Source organism: Enterobacter cloacae complex sp. 342H5 (assembly GCF_050030905.1).
GTDB lineage: Bacteria > Pseudomonadota > Gammaproteobacteria > Enterobacterales > Enterobacteriaceae > Enterobacter > Enterobacter intestinihominis.
This window is the reverse complement of record NZ_JBLGVB010000001.1, coordinates 2,405,723-2,424,268: the sequence shown is the minus strand read 5'-3', so window position 1 is coordinate 2,424,268 and position 18,546 is coordinate 2,405,723. Positions and strand designations below refer to the sequence as shown.

Here is an 18,546-nt window from a genome sequence, read left to right as displayed (position 1 = left end):
AACGTGTGCTGACAGCGAAAACTATGTCGATTTCAACAGGACGATGCTATGCAAAATCAACTGCTGATTAATGGTGAACTGGTGACCGGCGAGGGTGAGAAGCAGGCGGTTTACAATCCTGCCACGGGTGAAGTATTGCTGGAGATTGCTGAAGCGTCGGCAGCACAGGTGGACGCTGCCGTCCAGGCTGCCGATCGCGCGTTCACTGAGTGGGGGCAAACGACGCCCAAAACGCGCGCCGAAAGTTTGTTGAAACTGGCTGATGTGATAGAAGCCAACGCTGACGCGTTCGCACAACTGGAGTCGCTAAATTGCGGGAAACCGCTGCACTGTGTCCAGGGAGATGAGATCCCGGCCGTGGTCGATGTGTTTCGCTTCTTTGCCGGGGCCGCCCGCTGCCTGAATGGGCTGGCTGCTGGAGAATACCTCGAAGGACATACCTCGATGATCCGCCGCGACCCGGTTGGCGTTGTCGCCTCTATCGCGCCCTGGAACTATCCTCTGATGATGGCGGCGTGGAAGCTGGCGCCCGCGCTGGCGGCGGGAAACTGCGTCGTCATCAAGCCATCTGAAATCACCCCGTTGACGGCGCTGAAGCTGGCGGAACTGGCGAAAGATATCTTCCCGCCAGGCGTGCTCAACGTGCTTTTTGGTCGCGGCAAAACCGTAGGAGATCCGCTGACCGGGCATGAAAAAGTCCGTATGGTTTCTCTCACCGGCTCTATTGCTACCGGAGAACATATTATCGGGCATACCGCATCTTCAGTTAAACGTACCCATATGGAATTGGGCGGAAAAGCGCCGGTCATTGTCTTTGACGATGCAGATTTGGATGCCGTGGTTGAAGGCGTGCGTACGTTTGGTTTCTACAATGCTGGTCAGGATTGTACCGCAGCTTGTCGTATCTATGCCCAGAAGGGGATTTACCCCGCGCTGGTCGAAAAGCTGGGCGCAGCCGTTGCCAGCCTGAAAATGGGCGCGCCGGACGATGCTTCAACCGAGCTGGGCCCGCTCAGCTCCGCAGCGCATCTTTCCCGCGTTTGTGCTGCCGTGGACGAAGCCAAAACCCTTGGACATATCCGCGTCGTCACCGGTGGCAGTAAAAAAGAGGGGGCAGGATATTACTTCCAGCCAACGCTGCTGGCCGGGGCGAAGCAGGAAGATGCGATCGTCCAGCGAGAAGTGTTTGGCCCGGTGGTCAGCGTGACAGAATTTGAGGATGAAGCGCAGGTGCTGAGCTGGGCTAACGATTCGCAATACGGCCTGGCCTCGTCCGTCTGGACAAAAGACGTCGGACGCGCCCATCGACTCAGCGCACGGTTGCAGTATGGCTGCACCTGGGTCAATACCCATTTTATGCTGGTGAGCGAAATGCCGCACGGCGGAATGAAATTATCCGGTTACGGCAAAGATATGTCGGTCTACGGACTTGAGGATTACACGGTAGTCCGACATGTGATGATCAAACACTAAACCCTCATGCCCGGCGCAGTGCCGGGCGATTCAGCTTACCAGCCACATACCTCGTGTTCATTTTCCGTATCGTAGGCGCGAACGGTATTCACCAGATCCTTCACGACATCTGCCGCGACGTCCGGGATCAGCAGCTCCATTGGCGCTTCTGTTTCATAATCCACCGACACGCCGTTGCTGTTGTTGGTGACGGTCACGGTATAGGTAGCCTTACCCATTATTTACTCCTTATGCGTGTTGACCACTTTACCGATACCCGCACCGCTGAGCGTGACGGCAGGATCCGCGAAAAAGTCGATATTAAAATACGTGTCGTCAGTCAGTAGCTCAATGCGGTGCCATTTTTGCGGTGGCGAGATGCCAAAAGAACCGGCCTCAATGATCACTTCCAGATCGGGTTCGGTGGCATCGCCATCGGCAAAGCCAAAGTAACGCACCGCACCCTGCATGACGGACAACCGACCGTACACGCCGGCTTTGGTGTTGTGATGGGTAAAAAGCGCTTTTGGGGCGCTCTCTTTATTCCAGAACGGCGTCGAGCGGGTATGAACAAAGTTTTCAGGAATACGTAACATAATAGTTTCCTTCATGTTGTCGGACGCTTAAAGGGACTTAAGCACCTCAGGTTCAACAAAGAATTCAATATTGAACAAGGTATCGTCGGTCATCACCTCAATGTGGTGCCATCTCTCTGGCGGGAAAACGCCGAAACGACCCGCTTCAATGACGAGCTCGCTGTCAGGCTCAGGTGTAAATTCATCAGCATAGCCCAGATAACGCACTGCGCCACGCATCACCGACAGGCGAGGGTAAACGCCCGGACGCGTGCCCGTATCCAGGTGACGTTTAAAAATGCCGGCTGGGGCCGTTTCTTTGTTCCAGAAAGGCGTGGAACGGGTGTGAATGCAACTCTGCGGAATGCGTAGCATGTTTCCTCCCTTAAAAGCCTGCTGTTATTAGACTGCTTTCTGAGGGGATGGATTTATCAAAAAGTGCATTTAATTTGCATGTTATCAATAATAACCGTTTTGCTTTACCCGGCGTTGTTACACAAGGTACTCAGTTGTTATTATCATTAATAATTAAGTGGTTATTGTGTAACGAAAAAACTTGATCTGTGTCAACATATGACGCATATTGCGTGCGGTTATTTTTCGGCTCAGGTAAACAGAATGACGTTGTATCAAAAGATGTTGGTTTTCTACGCAATCATGGCCTCCATCTGCGCATTAATTACCTGGTTCCTGTCTAAAGATCGTAAACGTATTCGCCTGTTGAGCGCATTCCTGGTGGGATCTACCTGGCCGATGAGCTTTCCTGTTGCCCTGTTAATCTCTCTTTTCTGAAGCACGCTTCAAGAATCGGCATCCAGACATAGCATTCCATACATTGAGGCTGTATAAATATACAGTCCGTCATACATGGAGTGCTTATGAACAGTTTATATTCACAGCAAGCAGGCTGCAAGGTGCGCTGGCAGTATCTTCCCGGTTTCGGTGACCCGGTTGTGTTTATCCACGGGTTGGGCTGTGCATCGTCGTATGAATATCCTCGTATTGTCTGTGATACCCGTTTCGGGGGGCGCAGAGCCATTCTGATCGATCTTCCCGGTAGCGGTTACAGTGACAAACCTGACAACTACCGTTATCGCACAAGTGAACAGGCGCAGGTGGTGGTTGAACTGTTAGACCATCTCGGCCTGGATAGTCTTTGGCTCTATGGTCATAGCATGGGGGGGAGTATCGCGATCGAAACGGCAACGCTGCTAAAGTCACGCGTTAAAGGCCTGATAGTGTCTGAACCCAATTTTCATGCGGGTGGCGGGATGTTCAGCCGGGCAATTGTGGCCCAAACGGAACAACATTTTCTGGAACAGGGCTATGATGACATGCTGCGGGCGGAAACGACGGCGTGGTCTGGAAGCCTTCAAAGCAATGCCCCCTGGGCCGTCTGGCGCGGCGCAACGAGCCTGGTCAAGGGCGTTAAACCCGACTGGGAACACCTGTTTTTGTCATTGAGCTGCCCGGTCATGTTAGTTTTTGGTGAGTGGTCCCTGCCTGATGAAGATTTTAATCGCCTGCAACAAAAAGGCGTTGCTGTAAAAATTATCCCTGATGCGGGCCATTCAATGTCCTGGGAAAACCCGTCAGCGTTGGCTCAGGCTTTGTCTGGCTTCATAAACGGATCATGAAGGGGTAGCCCGCATTGCTGCGGGCTGCAATGATTAAGACAGCAAGGCAGACAAGGCTTTCCGCGCAGCAGGCTTAATGTCATACGGGCACTGATAATCCACATTCTCAATCGCGCGGGTGTAGAGCGCAACCAGCCAGTCATAAACATAGGCTGTCGCCGCATGAACAGGCTGCTCGCCAAGTCGGGTAAGACGGGGTGAAGCATTGCTCACAACTGGCGTCACAAAAATTGGCTGACCTTTGCGGATCCGGCTTGCAGGCCGTTCAGAAACGGGCGTCAGTTCATAGCCAAGCCAACTAATGAAATTGCCTGTCGCGGCATGCAGCTGCGCAGCACTGCTTTTATCTGTTTCTGCAATGCGTTGCAGTTGCAGCGGCAGATCCAGCCGGTAGCTGGTAACGATTAACACATCCGCAATCTGCTGTAATACCTCTGGGTCCAGGCCCAGACGGGCGGCGGCCGCGTCGTTGCGACTCCACTGACGAAGATGGTTAACCCACACGTTATGGGCCAGTCGCGCCTTGTCTTTGGTCTGCAACGTGCCTGGATATTCCGGCGTCTCTTCCGCAAACAGATCGATAACGTCGTTAAACAGGCCGTTGACCTTTTCCTCACGGGGCTGGTGAACCGTCAGCAGCGTCTCAAACGCGTTTAACGGCGGCAGAAGCCCCTCAAGCAGTTCACCATGACGAGCGGCGCTGCCTTGCAGCGTTCGGACCATTTTTTCGGCCTCTGCCCGCCCTGTGCCTGGCTCCTGAGTGAGTGGGGCGACGTATGCGCGCATCAGCGTGGTCAGAGACTGTTGCAACAGCCTTTTCAGCGCGTGGAGACGCTTCTGGCGCTGTGCTGGAAGGGTAGCCTGCGACAGCCATTCAATTACCCGCTGCATGCTGTGGGTATCGAGCGCCTGGAGCGTGCCCCAGCGCAGACCCGGCTGGCCCAGCAACTGTTGCACCGCTTCGTCCAGATTCTGCTTGGTGGTAAACCGCGCATCGTGAGGGGTAATGGCCCAGACCAGGCCCGGCAACGCGGACTCTTCCACCGGCTGCGTCTCTTTGACCCAGTTTTGCAGGAGTCTGGCCGTTTTTGCCGTCTGCTGGTGGTGGGCCGTCGCATTGCAGATAACCAGGACATCAGGCTGTATGTGCTGACGATAATGCTCCAGCAACCACAGGCATTTTGCCTGCGTCATCAGCGGCGTGTTTTCCTCAGAAATGGCCGGAATATCAATAATATCTACGTTATCCAGAACGCAGTTTTCAACGGGCAGCACCACTTCGCGGGTCAGGCAGGCCAGCACATCGACGGGCAGGCTAATGGCATTAAGCAACTCGCCGTTATTTACCGGATGAAGCAATGTTTCCTGCGCTTCCGGCACGGTAAAGGCCCCGTGAGTAAGGAAACCTTCACACGGCAGACCAAAACTGTCCACCAGCAGACTCAACGGCGCCGCAAGCGCGCTGGCATGGCTGGTTTGATGCAGCACCTGGGCGAGTTTAAGCCACTGCTGGGTTAACTCCTGCTGCTCACCCCACAGCAGAGACCAGACGCTGGCGCGGGTGCTGAGATCAAGCGACGGAACCAGCAGGGCAAACTGGTGCCACAGGGCATCATCAATATGCTGCTTAGCGCCGGGTACTACGGTTTGCCAGAACCGGGCAACGGTCGCGACTTCCTGCGCCGTTATTCCCGGCACGCTGTGCGGCTGACGCAGCGTACGCCACTTCTCAAGCCGGGCTTCAATCACCGATTTATCCACCGCGCGGATCTGCGGATCCAACGTGGTGCGGGCGATAAACAGCTGTACCAGCTCGGCCTCCGTTACCAGGCTCAGGCGCAGGGGAAACGCGTCGTCTGCGGCCTCGCGGGTCGCTCTGGTGAAACGCACGGCCATATTGGTCGGCGCATGCCCGGGGTTAATATGCGAGAAGTAATCAAACGTGCGTTGACCCGGCGTAACGTTCAGCCGTTCGTCGCCGCTGCCGCACAGGGAGGCCAGCAGATGCGCTTTCGCGGCCTGCGAGTGGCCGTATAAGCCGATGCTGCCCTGGCAGACAAGGGCACGTTCGAGGGCCTCTTCACGCGCGCGCGCGGCGTTAAGGCGGGCAAGCAGGGCGTCAGCTTCGTTATCCAGCATCGGGGCGTGCTGTCGCGTCTCGTTGATCCACCCGATTAAGGCCTGAGTGGTGGCAGTCGTCGCAGTCATTTGAGGTATACGCTCCCGCTGTCGATCCAGTAGTGGCTGCCGCTGTGTCGGCGATCGGCCAGAGTATTCAGTTTAAATGTCAGGGCGTCCGGCGGCACTGGCGTGCCGTCCTGTAGCCAGGCATCACTCAGCTCGAAAGATTCCGGCCCCTCCTGCTTATTGCCGCCACGCAGCTTCAGGCGCACGTTCAGTACGCCGTCGCCCGCAATGGCTTTCGCCAGCTCGGCAGAGTTGATGCTCAGGGTATAGAGCGGCGTCGCGGGCCAGCGGGCATTGGCCAGTTGCCGGAAGCCGAGCGTAACGTTGCCGCGCAGCGGGAAGTGCAGACGGGCGTCCAGTTTCGCGCCGGGTTTATCGAGGTCGATATCGTGATACCAGACGTTCTCGTCCCGCAGGGTATTGATGGTGTTATCCAGCACGCCCAGATAGCGCACCGTAGAGTACGCGCCAATATCTGCTGCTTTAAAGTTAAAGCGCGGCAGACGAAGATCCAGCGCCAGACTACAGAGCATCGCACCCACGGCGGCGGTGGATTTCGGGTTGCCGATCCGTCCTTGCTGGCTGAACGGATACCATTCATGAACCTGGTATTTATCCAGCCAGACGATGCGGTTGACGGGCACCGGTTGCAGGTGGCGAATCAAGGCCTGAACGCCTGGCAGACAGCCCGGCCGTCCCGTGATCAGCAGAATATCGCAGCTGTAGTGAGAGATCGCCTCACATACCGCATGCAGCGGGGCGGCAAGCGTGAACTGACCCGCCAGCATCGCGTCCTGCATCTCGCGGAAACTGACGTGCAGCGGGACGCTGAACAGATCAAAGTGTTCTGAGCCGGCAGGCAACGCATGGTCGATCGCCTGCTGGAGATAGTTCATCACGTTGCGGGTCGGTTTTTGCGCAAGCAGATCGCCAAAGGTGGCATGCAGCCCGGCCAGCGGATCGTCAACATCGCTCGATTCCCACGCCGCCAGGATCGCGTGGCCGATCGGCATAAAGAGCTGAAGTGCCGTCTGCTGGCGCAGGACCGCCTGGGTATCGATCCGCCCGGAGTCGCCGAACAGGGATGCCATCAGCTGGGAGGCATCGGCAATGCCGGATTTCTGAAGCTGGGTTTGCAGGGCGGGCAGAACGTAGCGCTGGATCACGTCCAGCAGTGTGTCGTCGCCAGCGACCTTGAACCCTTCGCGGAACAGCAGTTGCGGGGTGATTTTGACGTTATTACCGGTACCATCGTCTAGCTGATAGTGCGTGATGGCCATATCCGTCGTGCCGCCGCCGATATCAATCGAGGCCACGCGCAGAGCGCGCCCCGGCTGGACGCCAGGCTCAGGCGCGCGATCCGGACGGGCAAGGGAGGCGAAAAAGGCCTCGGTCTGGCCACCGAAGTGGGAAATGGCTTCGTTATACAGCCACACCAGCTGGCCGCAGCTGGCCTCGTCCCACTCCATCTGGATCTCAGGGACCGGCACCACGCTTTTTTCCTGCTGCTTGCGGCTGGCAAAATCTTCATCCTGCGGGTGCCAGCCCATCGCTTTCCAGACGATGGCGATGGCTTCGAACATGCGGCGACGGAAAATCTCGCGCTCCTGTTTCGGCATTGCCGAAGGCAGGGTGAGGATCAGCGTCCGCAGCTGGCGGGGAGAGGCCGGGAAGCCGAGCCGCAGGCGGGTGGCTACGCTGTTAATCTGGCCAAGCGCCTGAGCCAGCAGCTCGCAGAGCATGTGCGTCATCAGGGTGCTGCGGCTGTACTGCGGCGAGAACACCGGCAGGCGCTCATCCTGCGGCAGCGTAAAGAGCGGTTCCCCGTCGTCGTTCATCAGGTTCATCAGCGGAAACGCGGTTGCCAGCGGTTCGCGCTGAGTTTTGCTGTTCATCTGGCTAAAACGCCAGTCCTGCACCACCGGCGTCTCGTCCCACAGATAGCGACGCGGGCTGGAGATACCGCTGTTGCCTTCCGTGCCTAGACGCTGCATCGCCAGCTTACGCGCTTCATCACCCACGCGGACAATGGATGGCCAGACGAACGCATCCTCCCGGCCGCTTTCCACCGAGAAGTGCTGCTTGCCAAAACGCGCTTCGGAAAATTCAAGACGGCTGGTAAAAAGCGGCTCATTCAGGAACTGCGGCTCACTCAGGGAACGCACCTGGAGTTCAGCTGTCTGGCGCAGGCCGTCGTTGGCATCACCATGATCTTCAATAATCACGCCGCAGGTGTGGGTGTTGCCTACGTCAAGGATCAGATCGACAGGAATAGCAGGGGTGCTCAGGGTATGGGTGACAAACTTCACTTCCGGCACGGTGAGTTGTTCACCGAGCATGGAGAGCAGGTTGAGCCAGTGCGCCTGATATTCAAAGCTGCGCATGGCCTGATGCAGCTCGCGCTCGGCGCGTTTTTCAACCCCGTCAGCATATTGTGTGAAGGCTTCACGCAGCCAGCCGTCAATCCAGGTCTGGTCGAGGAAACTCTCAACCTCACTGTCGCGCCAGGCGAGGGCGAAACGCGTGCCGTTAAGAATGTCGTTTTCAACCGGCGACAGGGCAGACGTCGCATGCTCCGCAATCTGGCTGTCGAGCGCGACGGTGACCCGGTGCGTATTGCCTGCCGCGTCGGGCGTGGACAGCTTCCGTACCTGGACGCGCGCCCAGTTATCCGGGCCATCAACAAACGTCCGCGGCGGGTTAAAGCGCAGGAAAGGGAGCGGCAGCCAGACACCGTCCAGCACGGTCAGGGAGTCATGCAGTGGAATGGTGCTTTCAGGCTTGACCACTTCCGGCTTCCCGCCATCGGTGGCAGGCAGCGTGTACCGGCCGTTGACCAGGTCAAAATCCAGGCGCAGCAGCGGGCCATTTGCCGTTTTACGCACGAAACGCCCGTTGCTGGCGGTGTCCTGCGGAGTCAGGCCAAAATCGAGAAACTGTACGCCGCTGTTAGCAATCAGCGTCACGCTCTGTTTATAGTCGCAAAGATTAACCAGCATAGGATCAGACACCTGCTTTCTTGAACGTCAGAGGAACGACGGTGTTGGCATCGTAACGTGCGGTGCATTCCGCCACGTCGCTGGCACCTGCCTTACAGGTCACTTCCGGCATCGGATAGCGTGAACCGTCGGTGCAACGAGCGTTTCCGCGCGTTTTGATCAACAGCTCGCCGTTGCTGTGTAATCCGGAAAAGACGTCTACCCGGCAGACAATGTTGTCGCCATGCACGACCCGGGCGAAACCTTTATTGTTCTGGATCTGGTAGCGCAGAGACGGCGGTTTGCCGGTGAGCGGATCCTGCACATCGAGAAACGCGCGCCAGGTGCCGTTCAGGAAGCGCGTTAACCCCGCTTTGACCTGGTTTGCCTCCATCACCATCGCATCTTTCGGGATAGCGGTAATGACCACCGGTTCGGCTGCCGGGGCAGGCGTCTTCACCTTCGGCTCTACCACTTCTGCCTGGTGCAGCGGGAGTTTCAGCTCAAGCGGCTCAACCGTCTTCACGGGGGCCGGAGCAATGGCGACAGGTGCTGGCGCTGGTGAGGTAACTGGCGCTGCGGTCGGGGCCTGTTTTGGCCAGAGCAGCGGCGTGGCAATGGCTGCAATAATGACGGCGGCAACCGGCAGCAACCACAGGGGGGAGCGACGTTTTTTCTGCACCACCGCTGGTGCGGGCTCTGACGGCACGGTGTTCATGCGCACCGGCTCTGGCGTATACAGCTCATTTTCGGTGATACGCACGGTAGCCACAGGCGTGATAAGCGGCGCGTCGGCCTGCTCGAAGGTCACCACCGGGGCCGGTTCTGGCTCAGGTTCAGGTTCAGGTTCGTTAATCATCACGGGTTCAGGTTCAGGGACCAACGATTCGCGCAGGCAGTCCAGCACGTCGTCGCGCGCGTTTTCGTTAAGATTGACGAAACCCCAGAAGCAGATCACCGGTTTGCCATCCACCAGGAAAACAAAGTTTTCACCGGGAAACTGGAACGCTTTAGAGAGCAGAGATCCAAACAGTTGCTGCGCCGTTTTCGGTGACTGAAGGCATTTTTTACTCAGCGACTCCATGCTGGCGAGCGTGTTTTCCAGATAGCGCAGGGCGCGAAAACGATCGTCTTCATCCGCCGCCTTCCAGCTGGAGACGGTTCCCTCAACCGGGGAGTACCAGTCAACGCGATCGCCGCCTTCATTGACCTGTGGAATGGCCAGGCAATCGACGATAGCCTGCTGTTTGCGCAACCGAAGCGCTTCGCGGATTTGCAGCGCTGATTCAAAAACGGCCTGTCCGCCGCCGCCAACGGCCTGAAAATCATCCAGATTACCGCTGCGTAAAAGTGTTTTTGCCACGATTTGGTCCTGTAGACTTCTTCACGCCATTACTTTAGCGAATCAGGTAAGCAAGCAAACGGCGGAGGAGACGACAAAAGGGACGATTTCTTGCGGCATTGATCGTAACGGTTGTGCTTGACGAATAATGGACCTTAAGGCAAATCGGTTTCTGCGGGCTGATGCTAAAACCAGCGAAATGTACGGCTTTAGAATAACCTGATAGTGATTCGTTATTTGTCAGGCCAAAACGTCTGTGCTGTTATTACTGTTCACTATAATAAAACCGAAAGGGTAATAACCATGTTTACAGGGAAAACCGTGCTCGCCCTCGCGCTGAGCGCGCTGCTACCGGCAAGCGCCGCATGGGCGGCAAACAAAGACACCATTATCTACTGCTCCGAGGCGTCGCCGGAGTCGTTTAACCCGCAGATCGCCAGCTCTGGCCCCTCGTTTGTTGCCAGCTCGCAAACGCTGTATAACCGTCTGATTAACTTCGACCCGGTAAAAAACACGCCGGTGCCTTCTCTTGCGGAGTCGTGGACCATTTCGCCAGACGGCAAAACATACACGTTTACCCTGCGTAAAGGGGTGAAATTCAACAGCAATAAATACTTCAAACCGACCCGTGATTTTAACGCTGATGACGTTATTTTCTCCGTTATGCGTCAGAAAGACCCTAAGCATCCCTATCACAATGTTTCCCAGGGTAATTACGAATACTTTAATGACGTGGGTCTCGACAAGCTCATTCAGGATGTGAAAAAGATCGACGATTATCACGTTCAGTTCACGCTGAGCGAACCCAACGCGGCTTTCCTGGCCGACTGGGGAATGGACTTCGCCTCGATCCTCTCTGCCGAGTACGCGGACGCGATGCTGAAAAAGGGCACGCCTGAAAATGTGGACACCTGGCCAATCGGCACCGGGCCGTATGTGCTTCAGCAGTACAAGGTGGATTCGCTGATCCGCTACGTCGCCAATCCGAACTACTGGGACGGTGAGGTGCCGACCAAACACCTGATCTTCTCCATCACGCCAAACGTTGAGACGCGTCTGGCGAAGCTGCAAACGAACGAGTGTCAGATCATTCCTGCGCCGTCGCCGGTGCAGTTTGAAGCGATCAAGAAAAACAAAGACCTGACGCTGCACTCGGTGGATGCGCTGAACGTGGGGTACCTGGCGTTCAACACGGAGAAAAAACCGTTTGATAACGTGCTGGTGCGCCAGGCTCTGAATTACGCGACGGACAAAAAGGCCATTGTGAACGCGGTCTTTATGGGGTCTGGTACGGTCGCTAAATCGCCGATCCCGCCGAACATGCTCGGCTTTAACAAAGATCTGAAGGATTACGGCTACGATCCGGAAAAAGCAAAAGCGCTGCTGAAGCAGGCGGGTCTGGAGAAAGGCGCGGAAGTGACCCTCTGGTCCATGCCGGTTCAGCGTCCGTACAACCCGAACTCCCGACGCATTGCAGAGATGATCCAGGCTGACTGGGCGAAGGTGGGCGTGAAGGCGAAAATCGTCTCTTACGAGTGGGGGGAATATCTCTCCGGCATGCGCAAAGGCGAGCATGATTCCGCGCTGTTCGGCTGGATGTCTGATAACGGCGATCCGGACAACTTCGCCGATGTGCTGCTGGGTTGTAACAGCATCAAAACCGGATCTAACGCCGCGCGCTGGTGTGATAAGGGGTATGATGAGCTGGTGCAAAAGGCCAAACTGACCAGCAACCCGGACGAACGTGCGAAGCTGTATGGCCAGGCACAGGAGATTTTCTACCAGCAGGCACCGTGGATTGCGTTAGCTAACGGTAAAACGTTCTACGCGACCCGCAGCAATGTGACCGGGTACAGCGTAAGCCTGATGGGCAGCGATTTCTCGAAAGCGAAGCTGAACTGATCGTATTTTGCCGGGTGGCGGCTATGCCTTACCCGGTCTACGGGTGTCAAATGTAGGCCCGGTAAGCGTAGCGCCACCGGGCACGTGAAAAGGAGTGACAATGTCACATTTAAATGATGTTATCGCCCGCGTCGATGCCACCATCGAAGAGAGCGTAATTACTCACATGAACGAACTGCTGATCGAATTAAGCGATGATGCAGAGCTCAGCCGTGAAGATCGCTATACCCAGCAGCAGCGTCTGCGCACCGCGATTGCGCATCATGGTAAGCAGCATAAAGAAGAGGCGGAGGCACGCCATGCCCACCTCACCCAGGGCGGGACTATCCTGTAAGGGTTAAAACTGGCGCCGCGCCACCAGCCAGGCACCGACCACCAGCATCACTGCGCCGCAGACCGGGCCAACCAGCGCGCGCAGGGGAACGCCGTTGCTCTTGAGGATGTCCATCACCAGGCCGCCAATCAGCTGGCTTGCCACCAGGACGGCAATGGTCGTTGCCGCGCCCACATTCTGATAGCCGCTAATACTGGCAAAGACAAAAAAAGACCCCAGCAGGCCGGGGATCAACGTCCACCAGCGCACCGTTGACGCCAGTTCGTTAAACCCCGCCAGGCCATTTTTCACCAGCAAGATGCTGACAAACAGCACAATCCCCACCAGCGAGTTCAGCAGCATGGCGATAAGAATGGTGGAGGAAGATTGCGTAATGCGCACCATCAGGGTGTTTTGCACCACCAGCCCAATCCCGGCGGCTACCAGAAACGCTAACGTCAACGATTGATTCATGGCAGAGCATCCGGATCGCTGCGCTCATCAAGCTGGAGCTGCATAAAGGTTAAGTCCAGCCAGCGACCGAATTTGGTTCCCACCTGCGGCATATTGCCGGTGGTAATAAAGCCAAGGGTTTCGTGCAGATGAATTGACGCCTGGTTCTGCGCCTCAATACCGGCAACCATCACGTGTTTACCGATCTGGCGGGCTTCCTTGATTAACTCCGTCATCAGCAGCCGGCCAATGCCTTTGCCCTGATGTTCGGGATGAACGTACACCGAGTGCTCCACCGTGTGGCGAAATCCGTCGAACGCTCTCCAGTCGCCAAATGAGGCGTATCCCGTCACCACTCCGTCTTCTTCACTGACCAGCACTGGATAACCCGACAGAGTACGCGCCTCAAACCATGCGATACGGTTATCGGTGTCGACAGTTTTATCATTCCAGATGGCGGCGGTGTGCAGCACCGCATGGTTATAAATTTCACCGATAGCGGCACAATCTTCTTTGCAGGCATGACGAACAATCATGGGTAACCTCTGGCTGTGTTGTTCACTATAGTAGTACGATTTACTCACAATATTACACAGTTCTTATATTGCATCGCTACGACAAAATCCCTATTTTTTTGTCACAAAACTGCCCCGAAAAACCATCCGTACACTATAGTATGACGTCATGAATACAATGACAGACAATATGAATCAACGCATTAGCGCCCGCATACGCCTTGAACGCGAGTCGCGGGGCTGGTCATTAAGCGAACTGGCCGAACGGGCAGGTATCTCACGCGCCATGATCCATAAGATTGAACGGGGTGACAGTAGCCCAACGGCGACGCTGCTTGCGCGGTTATCCGGTGCCTTCGGTATTAGCATGTCTACGCTTATTGCGCGCGCGGAAATGCAGGAGGGCAAACTGTTACGTCTGGCGAACCAGCCCGTCTGGCGCGATCCGCAAACCCACTATTTGCGTCGCCATGTGTCGCCGCGCAGCGATATGCCTATCGACCTCGTCCAGGTGGAGCTACCCGCAGGTAGCGATGTGCCGATGCCCGCCTCCTCTTATGCGCTGGCACGACAGCTGATTTGGTTGCAGGCAGGTGAACTGGTCTTTCTGGAGGGGGATACTCGCCATGAAATGAAGGCCGGAGATTGTCTGGAACTCGGGCCGCCGAACGACTGCCGGTTTATCAACGAAACGGATGAATCGTGCCTTTATCTGGTCGTGCGGCTTAATCAGTCCGGCTCATAATGCACAGGCGATCCGCAGGATAACGTGCCAGACTTGAATGACATTTTCAGCAGTAAGGAGCGATGAATGAGTCAATCTACTACGCAAAACCGACGCTGGGTACTGGCTTCCCGTCCACACGGCGCGCCGGTTGCCGACAATTTCCGCCTGGAAGAGCAGCCGATCCCCGCGCCCGCAGAGGGGCAGGTGTTATTACGCACCGTATGGCTCTCGCTTGATCCGTACATGCGAGGCCGTATGAGCGATGCGCCATCCTATTCACCTCCGGTCGAGATTGGCGCGGTGATGGTGGGCGGCACGGTAAGCCGCGTCGAGACCTCCCGTCATCCGGATTATAAAGAGGGTGAATGGGTTCTGGGTTACAGCGGCTGGCAGGAGTATGAACTATCCGACGGGCAGGGGCTGGTTAAGTTGGGTGAAAACCCGTCGCATCCTTCATGGGCACTCGGCGTGCTGGGGATGCCGGGCTTCACCGCGTATATGGGGCTGCTCGATATCGGCCAGCCTCAGGCAGGGGAAACCCTTGTCGTGGCGGCGGCCACGGGGCCGGTCGGCGCAACGGTGGGGCAGATCGGTAAAATCAAAGGATGCCGGGTCATCGGCGTGGCTGGCGGGGAGGAGAAATGCCGTCATGCGGTCGACGTGCTCGGTTTCGATGCCTGTCTGGATCACCATGCGGATGATTTTGACGAACAACTGGCTAAAGCCTGCCCGCAGGGCATTGATGTGTATTACGAAAACGTCGGCGGTAAAGTCTTTGACGCCGTGCTGCCGCTCTTGAATACCTCCGCGCGCGTGCCGGTTTGCGGACTGGTCAGCGGCTACAATGCGACCAACCTGCCGGAGGGTCCGGACCGCTTACCGCTACTGATGGGGACCATCCTGAAAAAACGCATCCGTATGCAGGGTTTTATTATCGCGCAGGACTATGGTCATCGTATTGACGAGTTCCAGCAGGAAATGGGCCGCTGGGTGCAGGAAGGCAAAATTCACTATCGCGAGCAGGTTACGGAAGGGCTGGACGCGGCGCCGGACGCCCTGATTGGCCTGCTTGAGGGGAAAAACTTCGGCAAGGTTGTGATCCGCGTGGCGGCCGACTAAACAGAGCATCGGTTATGGCGGGCAGTGTCCGCCATAATTATTTGTGAAGATACGATATATTGTCTTTAATTAATCCATAAGCTTTGCGCGCCTCGGCCCAGCTGAGCCAGAAGTGAAAAATGCAATATTATTTGAACGATTTTAATATTACGCGCGCCCCTCATACCAGGCATGACGATACAGGATATATCTAACCGGCGATGTTTTTTTAAACAGACGCTGAAAATGGCATTTTGTTTGGCTACGGGAATTAAACATGCTTGATTTGGAACATATGGAAAAAGCACAAAGAATCAGTCTGACTTTGCAAGTAGAGAACAGTTTAAAGGGAGCATTAATTACGGGCTCATTAAAACCTGGGGCTCGACTCGTTACAAAAGAGATTGCGGATAAATTGGGCACCAGTATCACACCGGTGCGCGAAGCCCTGCTGCGCCTGGTGTCGGCGGGGGCATTACAGGCCACGCCAGCGCAGGCGTTTTTGGTGCCAGAAGTGACGCTGGAACGCTATAACGAAATTAACGCCATCAGAAAGCAGCTTGAACCGATGGCCGTTGCGGCGGCGTGCCAGAATATGACCGAGACCAAACTGGATGCGTTACGCGCGCTGTCAGATAACTTCAGTGCCGCCATGCATCAGGGCGATGTACAGAAAGCGATCCATGCCAACCGCGTGTTCCGGTTCACGCTCTATCAGTATGCCGAGATGCCGACCCTTCACTCGCTGATTGAGCAGCTCTGGGTACGGATTGGTCCGTGCATTCACTATCTGCATGAAGAGTTAAGCGAGGTTCCCGCAGCGACCTATCATTATGACGATCTGCTTTCTGCGCTTGAGCAAAGGGATGTGACGGCCAGCCGGGAAGCGATCGACAAAGCCATTGATGAAGCCAATATTCTTCTGCAACGGCAATACTACAGTTAAGGATCCCTCTGGCGCACTTATTTGTTTATTTGTATCAAACGTCCTTGATAATATTCCCGGCGCATCAGGCAACCGGGAATGATGTTATTTTGCTTATTTTTTTACCGGCAACGTGCGCTGCCGGAGAATGGTTTACTCAAAACGATAAGAGACCGACAGGCCCACGCCATAGTTACGACCAGGGGCAGGTTCGTAATAGCGGTTGTAGCCAGCGTTAACAATCTCTGAACCGGCGTACTCTTTATCGAACAGGTTATCGACGCGACCAAAGACGTCCATTCCCCATTTGCCGTAGTTGAGTTTATAGCCGGTATTCAGGCCCACTACGGTATAAGAGGGCGCTTTAGCGGTGTTGGTATCGTTGGCCATGACATCGCTCATGTAGCGGGCATCTGCCCCTGCGTACCAGCCTTCCTCAGGCTCCCAGCCAAACGACACATATCCCATGTTACGGGCGATCCCCGGCATCCGGTTGCCGCTACAGTCTGCATTGCTACAGACGTTGGTGCGGTAGGTGGCATCAAGATAGGTCCACGCCATCTTCAGCTTCCAGTTCTCGGCAAACTGCTGGTCGAGCGCAATTTCCACACCCTGACGGCGCGTTTTCCCCGCGTTTTTATAAGTCGTGCGACCATCCTTGCTTTCGTCCACCACGATCTCATTGTCGGTATCCGTGCGGAACAGCGCCGCCGTCAGGATGCCATTGCCGATGCGGGTTTTGCTGCCAATCTCATAGGTGTTGTTGGTGGACGGTTGCAGGTTCATATTGAGGCCACCTTTGCCATCAGAACGGTAGGAAAGTTCGTTGATGGTCGGCGTCTCAAATCCCCGTCCTGCCGCGGCATACAGGTTCCATGCGTCGGTCACGGCGTATTTCACCGCACCTGCCGGGAGCCATTTGTGGTAGCTGGCGTCGCCGCTGTCATCACCGTTTTGCGGGGTAATGTAACGATCGTTGGAGTCAAACCAGACGGAGCTATAACGTACGCCCGCCTCTAAGGACAGTTTTTGCGTTAGCTGCCACTGGGTTTGCAGGTAGGGATCCAGGTTCCACATCAGATTGCGTTCGTCACGGCGTTTATTACCCTTCACGCCATAATCTGGCACGCCGTTGCCCATCACGAAGTTCTCATACCCGCGACGATTTTCGCTCATGTTTTCGTAGTTCAACCCGGTGGTAAATGTCACCGGAACCAGCAGTTCGCCGCGGTGGGTCCAGCGCGTATCAATACCCTGATAGTGACGCTGCATATCAATCACACCGCCCGAATGCGCAGGATTCTCGCGCTGAGTGGACGCCGGAATGGACTGGTACTGAGTCATTTCACGCTCACCGGCATACATCATCACGCTGAGGTCGTCCTGTTCGCTCAGCTGACGGTCGTAGCGGATCCCGGCCTGGGTCTGCTTAATGGTCTTACGCGTGTTGTACTGATCGCCACGTGGTGACTGGCGCGGGTTATTCTGCCACTCCTGATAGCTCAGTCCGCCCGGATCGTTGGCTTTCATGTCCACGCTGTTAAAAATCAGCGTCAGCTTGCTGACATCATCAATGCGCACGCCCAGTTTCGCGTTGGCGAGGTTTTTGCGCGCGCCGCTGTGGTCGCGATAGCCATGGGTGGTAAAACGGGTAGTGGATACGGCGTAATCCACATCGCCCGCCTGAGTACCATCACCCACCGCCCCGGTGGCCTTCATACCGTAACGCCAGGTGCCGTAGCTGCCGTAATAGCTGCTGGCTTCAATGGTGGCTGGCTGTTGTCCGGTCTGGGTGTTGATGTTGATCACGCCGCCGGAGGCATTACCGTACAGGGCAGAGAAGGGGCCGCGCAGCACGTCGACGCTCTCTATGCTGTTGAGGTCAATGTTTGATGTCTGCCCCTGGCCATCGGGCATGGTTGCCGGAATGCCGTCCACGTACATTCGGATCCCGCGTACGCCGAAGGTTGAGCGTGCGCCGAATCCGCGAACGGAAAGTTGCAGATCCTGAGCATAGTTCTGGCGGTTCTGGATTTGCAGGCCAGGTACGCTCCCAAGGGATTCAGAAAGGTTGATGCGCGGTGTGGCATGTCGCATATCCTCGCCGCTCACCACGCTGACTGCGGCCGGGGTGTCCAGTTCTGAGACGGTTTGCGGCGTGGCGCTGACGATCAGGGTCTGTTCATCCGCGGCCATCGCACTCAGCGGGCCAAAAATGACGGGAACGAACAACAGGGGTAGTGATGCCTTATGGGCAGTAATAATTTTCATGGAGTAAGCCGGTTAAGAAAAATTTCGAACCAAATCAACTGGAACCTGTGTATATATGTTAAATCCTTTGTAAATGTTATGAAAACTATAACCGCACATTTCGTGAATGTAAGGTTTTGCAGGAAAGAAAGACTCCACATTCAACTCATTAATGATTACTATTCTCATTAA

The 18,546-nt window shown here is 55.9% G+C and carries 17 protein-coding genes; 8 read left to right on the top strand and 9 right to left on the bottom strand.

The window, feature by feature from the left end:
- Nucleotides 1–48 precede the first annotated feature (48 nt).
- Complete coding sequence (patD, locus tag ACQG03_RS11645; RefSeq protein WP_063163005.1) at nt 49–1,473, top strand: aminobutyraldehyde dehydrogenase; 1,425 nt, start codon at nt 49–51, stop codon at nt 1,471–1,473.
- Nucleotides 1,474–1,508: 35 nt separating this feature from the next.
- Here the strand turns inward: patD and ACQG03_RS11640 are convergent, their stop codons facing one another.
- The 3 genes from ACQG03_RS11640 to ACQG03_RS11630 are packed head-to-tail and all read right to left on the bottom strand — an operon-like array spanning nt 1,509 to nt 2,402.
- Nucleotides 1,509–1,691 carry a DUF1869 domain-containing protein gene (locus ACQG03_RS11640; protein ID WP_003856955.1) on the bottom strand — a complete coding sequence of 61 codons (183 nt, stop codon included), beginning with the start codon at nt 1,689–1,691 and terminating at the stop codon, nt 1,509–1,511.
- A gap of 3 nt (nt 1,692–1,694) precedes the next feature.
- A complete protein-coding gene (locus ACQG03_RS11635) occupies nt 1,695–2,048 on the bottom strand; it encodes a DUF1971 domain-containing protein (RefSeq protein WP_022648250.1) in 354 nt (117 codons plus the stop codon).
- Nucleotides 2,049–2,075: 27 nt separating this feature from the next.
- Nucleotides 2,076–2,402, bottom strand: a complete 327-nt coding sequence (locus ACQG03_RS11630) for a DUF1971 domain-containing protein (protein WP_015570441.1) — start codon at nt 2,400–2,402, stop codon at nt 2,076–2,078.
- Nucleotides 2,403–2,645: 243 nt separating this feature from the next.
- Between ACQG03_RS11630 and ACQG03_RS11625 the strand changes: the two genes are divergently transcribed.
- The gene (locus ACQG03_RS11625) at nt 2,646–2,819 is read left to right on the top strand and encodes a GhoT/OrtT family toxin (protein WP_003856960.1); all 174 of its coding nucleotides are present in this window, start codon (nt 2,646–2,648) and stop codon (nt 2,817–2,819) included.
- Nucleotides 2,820–2,905: 86 nt separating this feature from the next.
- Entirely contained in the window at nt 2,906–3,664 is a 759-nt protein-coding gene (locus ACQG03_RS11620) for an alpha/beta fold hydrolase (protein ID WP_063163006.1), read from the top strand.
- Nucleotides 3,665–3,697: 33 nt separating this feature from the next.
- Here ACQG03_RS11620 and ACQG03_RS11615 read toward each other — a convergent pair whose 3' ends face one another.
- The 3 genes from ACQG03_RS11615 to ACQG03_RS11605 are packed head-to-tail and all read right to left on the bottom strand — an operon-like array spanning nt 3,698 to nt 10,192.
- Nucleotides 3,698–5,872, bottom strand: coding sequence for a virulence factor SrfC family protein (locus ACQG03_RS11615; protein WP_063163007.1), 2,175 nt, complete (start codon nt 5,870–5,872; stop codon nt 3,698–3,700).
- Nucleotides 5,869–8,850: a virulence factor SrfB gene (locus ACQG03_RS11610; protein ID WP_063152239.1), complete on the bottom strand. Its 2,982-nt coding sequence runs from the start codon at nt 8,848–8,850 to the stop codon at nt 5,869–5,871. The genes ACQG03_RS11615 and ACQG03_RS11610 overlap by 4 nt, the downstream gene beginning before the upstream one ends.
- Nucleotides 8,851–8,854: 4 nt before the next feature.
- Nucleotides 8,855–10,192 carry an SrfA family protein gene (locus ACQG03_RS11605; protein WP_063163008.1) on the bottom strand — a complete coding sequence of 446 codons (1,338 nt, stop codon included), beginning with the start codon at nt 10,190–10,192 and terminating at the stop codon, nt 8,855–8,857.
- 282 nt (nt 10,193–10,474) lie between these two features.
- On the opposite strand from ACQG03_RS11605, the gene ACQG03_RS11600 reads away from it, so the two are divergent.
- Complete coding sequence (locus tag ACQG03_RS11600) at nt 10,475–12,073, top strand: ABC transporter substrate-binding protein (RefSeq protein WP_045308173.1); 1,599 nt, start codon at nt 10,475–10,477, stop codon at nt 12,071–12,073.
- Between the two features lie 100 nt (nt 12,074–12,173).
- Nucleotides 12,174–12,407 carry a YdcY family protein gene (locus ACQG03_RS11595; RefSeq protein ID WP_022648243.1) on the top strand — a complete coding sequence of 78 codons (234 nt, stop codon included), beginning with the start codon at nt 12,174–12,176 and terminating at the stop codon, nt 12,405–12,407.
- A 3-nt stretch (nt 12,408–12,410) separates the two neighbouring features.
- Here ACQG03_RS11595 and ACQG03_RS11590 read toward each other — a convergent pair whose 3' ends face one another.
- Nucleotides 12,411–12,860: a DMT family transporter gene (locus tag ACQG03_RS11590; RefSeq protein ID WP_022648242.1), complete on the bottom strand. Its 450-nt coding sequence runs from the start codon at nt 12,858–12,860 to the stop codon at nt 12,411–12,413.
- Nucleotides 12,857–13,375 carry a GNAT family N-acetyltransferase gene (locus ACQG03_RS11585; protein WP_023306282.1) on the bottom strand — a complete coding sequence of 173 codons (519 nt, stop codon included), beginning with the start codon at nt 13,373–13,375 and terminating at the stop codon, nt 12,857–12,859. Before ACQG03_RS11585 ends, ACQG03_RS11590 begins: the two co-directional genes overlap by 4 nt.
- Nucleotides 13,376–13,523: 148 nt before the next feature.
- Between ACQG03_RS11585 and ACQG03_RS11580 the strand changes: the two genes are divergently transcribed.
- From ACQG03_RS11580 to ACQG03_RS11570, 3 genes are all read left to right on the top strand, one after another.
- Nucleotides 13,524–14,099, top strand: coding sequence for a helix-turn-helix domain-containing protein (locus tag ACQG03_RS11580; RefSeq protein ID WP_017382277.1), 576 nt, complete (start codon nt 13,524–13,526; stop codon nt 14,097–14,099).
- A gap of 66 nt (nt 14,100–14,165) precedes the next feature.
- Complete coding sequence (locus ACQG03_RS11575) at nt 14,166–15,200, top strand: NADP-dependent oxidoreductase (protein ID WP_022648239.1); 1,035 nt, start codon at nt 14,166–14,168, stop codon at nt 15,198–15,200.
- 256 nt (nt 15,201–15,456) lie between these two features.
- Nucleotides 15,457–16,125, top strand: a complete 669-nt coding sequence (locus tag ACQG03_RS11570) for a GntR family transcriptional regulator (protein ID WP_022648238.1) — start codon at nt 15,457–15,459, stop codon at nt 16,123–16,125.
- Nucleotides 16,126–16,257: 132 nt separating this feature from the next.
- On the opposite strand, the gene pqqU is transcribed toward ACQG03_RS11570, so the two are convergent.
- The gene (pqqU, locus tag ACQG03_RS11565) at nt 16,258–18,375 is read right to left on the bottom strand and encodes a TonB-dependent receptor PqqU (RefSeq protein WP_063163009.1); all 2,118 of its coding nucleotides are present in this window, start codon (nt 18,373–18,375) and stop codon (nt 16,258–16,260) included.
- Between the last annotated feature and the right edge of the window lie 171 nt (nt 18,376–18,546).

Bases quoted from the DNA above. Each gene is read 5' to 3' on its own strand.
- patD (WP_063163005.1), top strand. From the start codon at position 49: ATGCAAAATCAACTGCTGATTAATGGTGAACTGGTGACCGGCGAGGGT.
- ACQG03_RS11640 (WP_003856955.1), bottom strand. From the start codon at position 1,691: ATGGGTAAGGCTACCTATACCGTGACCGTCACCAACAACAGCAACGGC.
- ACQG03_RS11635 (WP_022648250.1), bottom strand. From the start codon at position 2,048: ATGTTACGTATTCCTGAAAACTTTGTTCATACCCGCTCGACGCCGTTC.
- ACQG03_RS11630 (WP_015570441.1), bottom strand. From the start codon at position 2,402: ATGCTACGCATTCCGCAGAGTTGCATTCACACCCGTTCCACGCCTTTC.
- ACQG03_RS11625 (WP_003856960.1), top strand. From the start codon at position 2,646: ATGACGTTGTATCAAAAGATGTTGGTTTTCTACGCAATCATGGCCTCC.
- ACQG03_RS11620 (WP_063163006.1), top strand. From the start codon at position 2,906: ATGAACAGTTTATATTCACAGCAAGCAGGCTGCAAGGTGCGCTGGCAG.
- ACQG03_RS11615 (WP_063163007.1), bottom strand. From the start codon at position 5,872: ATGACTGCGACGACTGCCACCACTCAGGCCTTAATCGGGTGGATCAAC.
- ACQG03_RS11610 (WP_063152239.1), bottom strand. From the start codon at position 8,850: ATGCTGGTTAATCTTTGCGACTATAAACAGAGCGTGACGCTGATTGCT.
- ACQG03_RS11600 (WP_045308173.1), top strand. From the start codon at position 10,475: ATGTTTACAGGGAAAACCGTGCTCGCCCTCGCGCTGAGCGCGCTGCTA.
- ACQG03_RS11595 (WP_022648243.1), top strand. From the start codon at position 12,174: ATGTCACATTTAAATGATGTTATCGCCCGCGTCGATGCCACCATCGAA.
- ACQG03_RS11590 (WP_022648242.1), bottom strand. From the start codon at position 12,860: ATGAATCAATCGTTGACGTTAGCGTTTCTGGTAGCCGCCGGGATTGGG.
- ACQG03_RS11585 (WP_023306282.1), bottom strand. From the start codon at position 13,375: ATGATTGTTCGTCATGCCTGCAAAGAAGATTGTGCCGCTATCGGTGAA.
- ACQG03_RS11580 (WP_017382277.1), top strand. From the start codon at position 13,524: ATGAATACAATGACAGACAATATGAATCAACGCATTAGCGCCCGCATA.
- ACQG03_RS11575 (WP_022648239.1), top strand. From the start codon at position 14,166: ATGAGTCAATCTACTACGCAAAACCGACGCTGGGTACTGGCTTCCCGT.
- ACQG03_RS11570 (WP_022648238.1), top strand. From the start codon at position 15,457: ATGCTTGATTTGGAACATATGGAAAAAGCACAAAGAATCAGTCTGACT.
- pqqU (WP_063163009.1), bottom strand. From the start codon at position 18,375: ATGAAAATTATTACTGCCCATAAGGCATCACTACCCCTGTTGTTCGTT.